The organism is Cedecea sp. Ae19-4 (assembly GCF_059801165.1).
On the sequence record NZ_JBCHWG010000008.1, the window covers coordinates 1 to 8,129 of the forward strand.

The window sequence follows — 8,129 nt, forward strand, 5'->3', positions numbered from 1 at the left end:
CTTTATTATGAGGCCAGCGTCTTGTCCATCCTCATATTTGCAACAGTGCCTCAACCACGTTATCGACGTGATTGCCTTGGTGAGCTTGTTCAGATTGACGTCTCACACCATGACTGGTTTGAAGGCCGTGCATCAAAATGCTGTCTTCTGGTTTACATGGATGATGCCACTGGCCGACTGATGCACCTTCGCTTCTGCGAAACTGAGTCCGCTTCCGATTACATGCTGGCCACGCGTGAGTATCTTGATAAACATGGAAAACCTGTTGCGTTCTACAGTGACAAACATGCTGTTTTTCGTGTCAGCCAGGCAGAAACCTATCGCATCGGTACCACCCAGTTTGGCCGTGTACTCCATGATCTCAATATTGATCTCATCTGCGCGAACAGTTCACAGGCTAAAGGGCGTGTGGAACGGGCTAACCAAACACTTCAGGACCGGCTTATAAAGGAAATGCGTCTTGAGAACATTACGGGTATTGAAGAAGCAAATGTCTGGCTGGAAACCTTTATTCAGGACTTTAACCGACGCTTTGCTAAAGCACCTCAATATCCGAAAAACCTTCACCGCCCAGTCGATGAATCACAGTCTGAAATGGATGATATCTTCGCTTGGCAGTAACTCCGCACGCTCTCTAAATCACTGACATTTCAGTACGACAAGATGCTCTACCTTGTTGGCCCGACTGAATAAAACACTAGTATCGCCGGTGAGAAAATCATGGTTCTCGAATATCCGGACGGCAAGTTGGCCTTTAAATATGGCTACAGAACGCTATATCAGGTCTTCGACAAACTGGCCATCGTTGACCTGGGCGTCATCGTAGACAATAAACGCCTTGGTGCCGTGCTGAAACTCGCTCAGATTCAGCAGTATGAACGGAACCGGGATGGTAAAAGAGAACGCAACCATGCCGTTGATAATCAGCGGCTGAGCAGAAGCAATGCACGGTGGAAATGGACAAAGGAATATAACCATCGCTTTATAGCGGAAACGGCCATGTATAGAGTAAAACAGCTGTTCGGAGGTTCACTGACACTGAGGGACTACAATTGTCAGGTTGCAGAGGCTCTGGCCATGGCACTAGCACTGAACAAAATTACGAGGGCTGGTATGCCAGTAAGCGTGCGTATTGCCTGAAAATCCAGCCAGCTAAAGGGGCGTGCGCGCGGAATTTTATTTATCAAACAAAGCCATTAGTCATTTAAAAAATTATACTTGATTTTGTGTAACACCACATAGTAAATTATCGTTTATCGATATTCATCATCATGTGAGGCTCCGGTATGGGTACATCAGAAAGAATCAAAAATTACTGTAAGATCGTCAAATTTTTAATGGTTGTAGGAATGATAGTTTTTCCGCTTTCAACCATATTGTTTCCATTTATCCTGGATGATTATTTCGTGCAAGTCAGCACATCTCCATCAGGAACTATCCTCAAAGAGGATTTTGGGAATCTAAGTATATTGATATATATTGTCACAGATCTTTTTTTCTCTGGTTTTCTGGTTCTTGTTCTGTGGCACGTTTATAATTTATTTAGTAGATATCAAAAAATGGATTTTTTTTCTCCTCAACAGGTTGGAAGAATAAAAAAGATTTCATTTAGTCTACTGGCGTTTGCATTATCTACTTTACTAGTAAGACCTGCATTAAGTATAGTATTGAGTTTTAATAAAGAAGATTTCGTAATGGAGTTTAATGTTGATAGTTCATTCTACTTGCTTCTTTGCGCATCTTTAATTGTAGGATTCCTGTATTTAGTAATGCGTGAAGCGAATAAAATCCAGACTGAAAATAAATTTACGGTATAATCAATATCAATACGCCTTGATATATTTTTATTAAAAACAAGGGGTAACTGATGAAGAGGTTTCAGAAAAAATAAAAATTACAGGATAAAATTTATCGATACTACGAAGTGGACACGTAAAAGAAATTCGATTCTCCACATTATAAAAGACTTTTGAGGAGCTCGGTTGTAATCATGGATGCTCGATAAAAATTCAAAGAAATTATTTTAAAAATATTTTAATGTGGTACTTGAAATATATAACTTTGACTACGTTATTACATTATCAGCCTGTGCACTTACTCAATGGAGGAAATGAATTTGAAATGCAAAAAGATACTTCAGACTGCCAAATGATATCTTTGGAAAAGATACCTACAGACAGTCCCCTCATCAGTCGTGAATTAATGAATGATAAATCATCTAAGGTACGCACAGTGGTAATAGAAATGAATTTATTATTTTAATGAAGCTCGCAGAGAATTCATGATTTTCAGTTGCATGCTTGAAAAAGGGTGTCGACCTGAGGCACCTTTTTTCGGTGAGTAAATATTAACCATTTGGACTAGCCACAGGCTTCTAATCATTAAGTTGTTTGATTATTTTACTTTGGTTTTTTATTAACAAGCTGATTTTATAATTTATTTAATGACTACGGCTCCTTATCCAATTATACACTAATGGTTATAAACTGAAGAGCATTTAATTATTTCAAGAAATTTTAAATTTGTTATTTACTCTGTCCGCTAGAGGTTTCCTATGTTTAAAAATATTTTATGGATTACACTATTCTTTGTTTCTCCAGTATGGTCATTTAGCGCTAAAAAACTTGATGAATCTTCGAAAGCAGTAAGCGAAGCAGCAATTGCTAATGTACAACTACAACAACTGAAGGTTTCTAATCGATTGAAAATACAAGAAAGAATAAACATTCTCAGGGCTCGACAGGGTGCAAGTAACGATCAAAAAATCCGTAAAGATTTAGAGATGCAAATAAAAAAGTTACAGATGCAGATATCAAAAAAATAGGAACTGTTGCAAAGTTAGCTATGAGGTAGCCTGTTGATTTTTTTAAATGCCTTATATTTCAAAGGCTCTGTTCACCAGGCGCATCTCGCACAGGGGATCACCATAATAAAATGCAGAAGCCTGGCCTTTGCGAAGAGCCCGCATCACTTCAATACCCTTTATCGTGACGTAAGCCGTCTTCATGGATTTAAATCCCAGTGTGGCGCCGATTATTCTTTTCAGTTTGCCGTGATCGCATTCAATGACGTTTATTCCGGTACTTAATCTGCCGGTGTTCAACGTCAGGCGGGCATCGACCTTCGCGTTTGAGCAGGACAAGCGCACCGCCATAGGTGGGCGCTTTATCCGTGTTGATAAAACTCGGGATCTGCCACTTTTTGACTTTATTGAGGATTTTCCCCAGGAACCGATATGCCGCTTTGCTGTTACGACGTGGGGAGAGATACAAATCGATGGTGCGCCCCCTATTGTCGACGGCTCGATACAGATAAACCCACCGGCCATTCACCTTCACGTACGTTTCGTCAATGTGCCATGGGTTCAGCTCGGAAGGGTTACACCAGTACCAACGCAGTCGTTTCTCTATTTCAGGAGCATAACGCTGAACCCAGCGGTAAATCGTGGAGTGGTCAACGCTGACACCCCGTTCATATCGAATTTCATTTGCAGTTATTGTGAGCTTGGGGTAATGGATGGTGAGCTGGAAAAGATAAATGCGAGCTCATTATCACTTAATGTGAGCTCGGGAATATGATCCGAAAATTGCGCTGATTGCGAGCAGTTACATGTAGACGCTGCCGCTTTGGCGGTCCTTGAGACGTATGTTGAACATTTTTGCGGCAGCCTGAAGGCTGGAGGCGTAGTTTCCTCGTTCGGGACGATAAGTGTGCCCGGTAGGGGTTCCGCGCCCATTTCCTCCAAAAGTCCCACCTTATTCAGATATCACATTGAATTTTATTGAGAAAGAGGTTCATTTTTAGCATCGTTTCTTATTTTTCTTTTTAACCGAAAGTACGTCGCACGGGATATACCTGTTTTTTCTGTCACACTGCTCAAAGCCTCTCCCTGCAAGATAAGCGTCAGTGCTGCTGGCGTTCGTGGATGGCTCTTCCTGCCAAATTTTACGCCTGCAGCAAGTGCCGCTATTCTGCCGTCATTCGTCCGCTCCAGGATACGCTCACGCTCAGCTTCAGCTACAGCCGCAAGAATTTGGATAACCATTTTGCCCATCGTCCCCTCTGTACTGAGACCGTTCTCCAGGAACCGGATGGCAATCCCCTTTTTGTAACAGCCGTCAACTACACGGATCATGTCAGCAGTGTTACGCCCCAGTCGGTCCATTTTTGTGCAGATGATTACGTCGTCTTTCTCTGCCCGGGCCAGCAGCCGCTGTAATCCTTCCCGCTCATCAGTTGCGCCAGTTATCATGTCTGTAAAAATACGATCTTCCCGCACACCGGCATTTTTCAGCTCTGAAATTTGATGCGTCAGCTTCTGATGGCTGGTTGATACCCGCGCGTACCCCAGTAACGCCATTTTTAGTCTCACTTATCGTTTTTGATACCTCATGGTATCATAATGCACGAAATACGATTTTTGAAACCTGCTTTTATGCTGTTTTAGAGAGGTGTCAGATATCATAATATTTGACACCTCTCTGCATTTAGCAAATATTTAACATTCAGGTGAATGCATGCAGAAACATAAGAAAAGAATTAGTATCTTAACAAAAAGTGAAATAAATGAATTATATCAGGCTCCATCTTTTAACCCTGTTGAGAGATCTGAATTTTTTTCATTAGACATCGCTCTTAAAAAAGAAGTTGATAAAATAATAAACATAGAGAGCAGGGTGTACTTGATATTGATTATAGGGTATTTCAGATATAAACCTGTGCTTCCTGAGTTTACATCAAAAAACGTAAAAGGGGATGTAAAATATATTATACAGACGTATTATAAAAATGAAAGTACGAATATCAATTTAAACATACCTAAAAGTACGAAGTCTCGTCTTGTTAAACGGATGCTTTATACACTTGGATTTGAACAACTCACCCCATCCATTAAATGTGAGTTAAGCGAACGTATGAACGACGTTGCTACCATATGTATGGAGCCAAAATATATTTTTGATGAATTACTTGCTTTTTTAGGGCAGAGGCGTATAGCACTTCCCGGCTACAGTACTGTCCAGAAACTGGTTTCAGAGGCTTTAAACTTTGAAAGAAAAAGGACGGTTAATATTTTGTCAAAAAGAATGAGTCCAGCCACAGCACAACAAATTATTTCTATTCTTCATGATGAAGGAATCTTAAATTCTATCAGAGGATATAATGGCGGCGCGAGAGATTTCTCAACATCAGAAATAGAAAGCGAATTAAATTCACACAATATAATAAGCAGTGTTTATTATGAAATAAAAGATACTATTAACTCATTAGGCATATCCCAGGGAAATATGGAGTACTATGCTACCATAGTAAAACACAGCACAACATTCAGACTTAAGCGGCACCCTAAATGGCAAGGAATACTCTATTTATGCTGTTATTTGTACTTCAGATACCAGGAGATAAATGACAAGATAATTACGGCTTTCCGATATCTGGTTAAAAAACACAAGAATGCTTCGGTTTTGTCCGCGAAAGCTCGGGCAACTGAGGAGATAGACCTGATAAATAAAAAACTTAAGTTTGCGAGTGAGGTGTTTAATTTCTTCATTGATGGGAGTATTGATGACAGCATCCCTTTTGGTGATGTTCGCAAAAAAGTATTTGCACTTATATCGAAGGATGATATGCATCTTGTGAGTGAGTTTTTCGATAAAAATAAAATCGATGTAATTGAATATCAATGGCAGTATATTGACAGTAATCACCTTAAGATCACCAATTCAATCAGAAAGCTTTTTATGGCTATAGATATCGTATATGACAACGAAAAGTCAGTTATTGGACAGCAGATTGATGCTACCAGGGATGATCTCAAGGGAAAAGGAACGCTGGAAGCTAAAGATCAGAGGATAATTCGCCCATTCGAGAAAAATTACATTGTAAAAGAGGGAGAAGTTAACGCTCAACGATTCGAGTTTCATATGTACAGCAGGGTGTCTAACCATCTGGAAAGCGGCGTCTTTTACGCTTCAGAGAGTGAACAAAACAAGCGGCTGGAAGATGACCTTATAGAGCGCAGTTACTGGGATGAGAATAAATCGATTTTGATAGCAAAAACCGGGCTTGAGCGATTGATTACACCAATAACGCAGACTCTGGACGATCTGGAAACTATCTTTAACGAGAAGCTGGAACGTATAACTATTGGTATAAACTCAGATGCTAATGAATTTGTAAAAAAACAGCCACAGTCAAACAGATTACAATGGAGCCTGGCCAGTAAAAAATGGAAGACCAGCATTGATAATCCGATTTATAATCAAATAAAAAATATCGGAATAGTTGATGTAATGAAGTATGTAAACAATGAGACGGATTTTTTGTCTGTATTCAATGCCGTATCATCCAGGAAAAATAATCTGGAAGCTGACTATAATGATCTTCTTGCCTGTATATTTGGTAACGGAGCAAACTATGGTGTTCATCGAATGGCGTCAGCATCAGACCGTAGTATTGGTATACTACGTGATGTAAATGATAAATTCATTCGTCCCGATACAACTGGAATAGCTAACACGGTAGTATCTGACGCAATTGCAAACCTTTCGGTGTATAAATACTGGACAATAAATGAAGAATCTCCATTTGGAAGTGTTGATGGGCAGAAGCACACATGTCGAATAAATACATTCAAAGCCCGTTTTTCTGCCAAGTACTTCAGAAAAGGAAAAGGTGTTTCTGCGATGACACTGGTATCGAATCATGTACCATTGGCAACAGTAGTCATTTCTCCAAATGAGTATGAAGGGCATTTTGCATTTGACCTGTTATATAACAACACCAGTGAAATACAGCCAAAATCATTAGCTACTGATAATCATGGTGTTAATAACGTAAATTTCGCGATACTGGATATCTTTGGTTATCAGTTTTCACCACGCTATGCAAAATTCAAGAAAGTATTTAATGAGTTGTTTGAGGTTATACTGGAGGATGAGAAACTTATTATCAGACTTAAAAAACAATTTAATATCAAGCTCATTGCACAGGAGTGGGAAAACATACAGCATATTATTTGCTCTTTAAGCAGGAAAACCACCGTTCAAAGTACGGTGGTTAAGAAATTATCGAATGCAAAGCGTAGTGGCAAGACATTAGCAGCGCTCCGGGAATATGACAGAATTATAAAATGCATCTACGTTCTGGACTATGCTGACAATAAAACTTTAAGGCAATTTGTTCAGCAAGCGCTGAACAGAGGTGAAGCTTATCATCAACTAAGAAGAGCAATAGCATCAGTCAACGGAAATCAATTCCGCGGGGGCGATGACTACCAGATAGATCAATGGAATGACTGCGCGAGACTGATAGCTAATTGTGTAATTTACTATAACTCAGCAATATTATCCGGACTGGTCGATAAATTTGAGAAAGAAAATAATAAAAAAGCGATAGACGTTCTGGCTAACTTATCCCCAGTAGCATGGAGACACATTCTCCTTGGGGGGAACTATTCTTTCGAAGAGCAAGTTGCGATCACAAATCTGGACAGTCTTCTGGAGGGGGTAGATCCTCTAAGCGATGAGGATGACATGGAGTACGAATAAAACAATTAACAACATGATAAATAATGTTTTTTATGTGAAAGGTGGGACTTTTGGAGGAAATGGGCGCGGAACCCCCGGTATCGGCATTGTTATTAGTTCCGTTACTATTACCGTTATTATTTTCACTCTGACTGGTGAGATACCAGTTATTGTTAATCATGCCGGAAGGGGTACCCTACTGGAGATGATACTCATAACTGCCGGCTACAATTCGCCCTTTCTGAGTAAAGGCTCCGGTGGTGGAGTTACCGGTGGAAAGAACTTCAATTCCCTCCAGGGTCTGCGCCCCGATACCGCCTTCGTTGGCGCCCATGATGTAGGTGGTGCCGGAAGTATTCCCGCGGATAGTCAGCTTATCGGTCAGGCTGTCATCGCGGCACTGTTGCAAAGATCTTTGAATCGCCACGGATAATCTAGACACTTCCGAGCCGTTGATAATAGTGGTTTTCATATTCTGCCGGTGACATCTGATCGCTGGAACCATGCCGACGCTTACTGTTGTAAAACATTTCGATGTAATCAAAAATATCGCTTCTGGCTTCGCCTCTCGTTCCGTAGATCCTTTTCTTAATCCGTTCGCGT

The 8,129-nt window shown here is 40.4% G+C and carries 6 protein-coding genes and 3 pseudogenes; 5 read left to right on the forward strand and 4 right to left on the reverse strand.

Annotated features, from left to right (window positions below; translation table 11 throughout):
- From AAIE02_RS23315 to AAIE02_RS23330, 4 genes and pseudogenes are all read left to right on the forward strand, one after another.
- Positions 1 to 909: pseudogene (locus tag AAIE02_RS23315) on the forward strand (ISNCY family transposase); the annotation flags it as partial.
- A pseudogene (locus AAIE02_RS23320) lies at positions 901 to 1,140 on the forward strand (IS5/IS1182 family transposase); the annotation flags it as partial. The pseudogenes AAIE02_RS23315 and AAIE02_RS23320, both read left to right, overlap by 9 nt.
- A 146-nt stretch (positions 1,141 to 1,286) precedes the next feature.
- Complete coding sequence (locus AAIE02_RS23325; RefSeq protein WP_498533391.1) at positions 1,287 to 1,817, forward strand: DUF2975 domain-containing protein; 531 nt, start codon at positions 1,287 to 1,289, stop codon at positions 1,815 to 1,817.
- 737 nt (positions 1,818 to 2,554) lie between these two features.
- Complete coding sequence (locus AAIE02_RS23330; protein WP_498533392.1) at positions 2,555 to 2,824, forward strand: hypothetical protein; 270 nt, start codon at positions 2,555 to 2,557, stop codon at positions 2,822 to 2,824.
- 51 nt (positions 2,825 to 2,875) lie between these two features.
- Here AAIE02_RS23330 and AAIE02_RS23335 read toward each other — a convergent pair.
- Positions 2,876 to 3,485, reverse strand: a pseudogene (locus AAIE02_RS23335) (IS6 family transposase); the annotation flags it as partial.
- A 293-nt stretch (positions 3,486 to 3,778) separates the two neighbouring features.
- Complete coding sequence (locus tag AAIE02_RS23340; protein ID WP_498533393.1) at positions 3,779 to 4,360, reverse strand: recombinase family protein; 582 nt, start codon at positions 4,358 to 4,360, stop codon at positions 3,779 to 3,781.
- Positions 4,361 to 4,517: 157 nt separating this feature from the next.
- On the opposite strand from AAIE02_RS23340, the gene AAIE02_RS23345 reads away from it, so the two are divergent.
- Positions 4,518 to 7,547 (forward strand): Tn3 family transposase, encoded by a 3,030-nt coding sequence (locus AAIE02_RS23345; RefSeq protein ID WP_498533394.1) that lies wholly within the window; start codon positions 4,518 to 4,520, stop codon positions 7,545 to 7,547.
- Between the two features lie 175 nt (positions 7,548 to 7,722).
- Here the strand turns inward: AAIE02_RS23345 and AAIE02_RS23350 are convergent, their stop codons facing one another.
- Both AAIE02_RS23350 and AAIE02_RS23355 read right to left on the reverse strand, forming a co-directional pair.
- Complete coding sequence (locus tag AAIE02_RS23350) at positions 7,723 to 7,998, reverse strand: autotransporter outer membrane beta-barrel domain-containing protein (protein ID WP_498533395.1); 276 nt, start codon at positions 7,996 to 7,998, stop codon at positions 7,723 to 7,725.
- On the reverse strand, positions 7,961 to 8,129 hold a 169-nt coding region (locus AAIE02_RS23355; protein WP_498533396.1), incomplete at its 5' end, for an IS3 family transposase. The genes AAIE02_RS23350 and AAIE02_RS23355, both read right to left, overlap by 38 nt.

Coding starts and splice junctions, on each gene's coding strand:
- AAIE02_RS23325 (WP_498533391.1), top strand. CDS start 1,287: ATGGGTACATCAGAAAGAATCAAAAATTACTGTAAGATCGTCAAATTT.
- AAIE02_RS23350 (WP_498533395.1), bottom strand. CDS start 7,998: ATGAAAACCACTATTATCAACGGCTCGGAAGTGTCTAGATTATCCGTG.
- AAIE02_RS23345 (WP_498533394.1), top strand. CDS start 4,518: ATGCAGAAACATAAGAAAAGAATTAGTATCTTAACAAAAAGTGAAATA.
- AAIE02_RS23340 (WP_498533393.1), bottom strand. CDS start 4,360: ATGGCGTTACTGGGGTACGCGCGGGTATCAACCAGCCATCAGAAGCTG.
- AAIE02_RS23330 (WP_498533392.1), top strand. CDS start 2,555: ATGTTTAAAAATATTTTATGGATTACACTATTCTTTGTTTCTCCAGTA.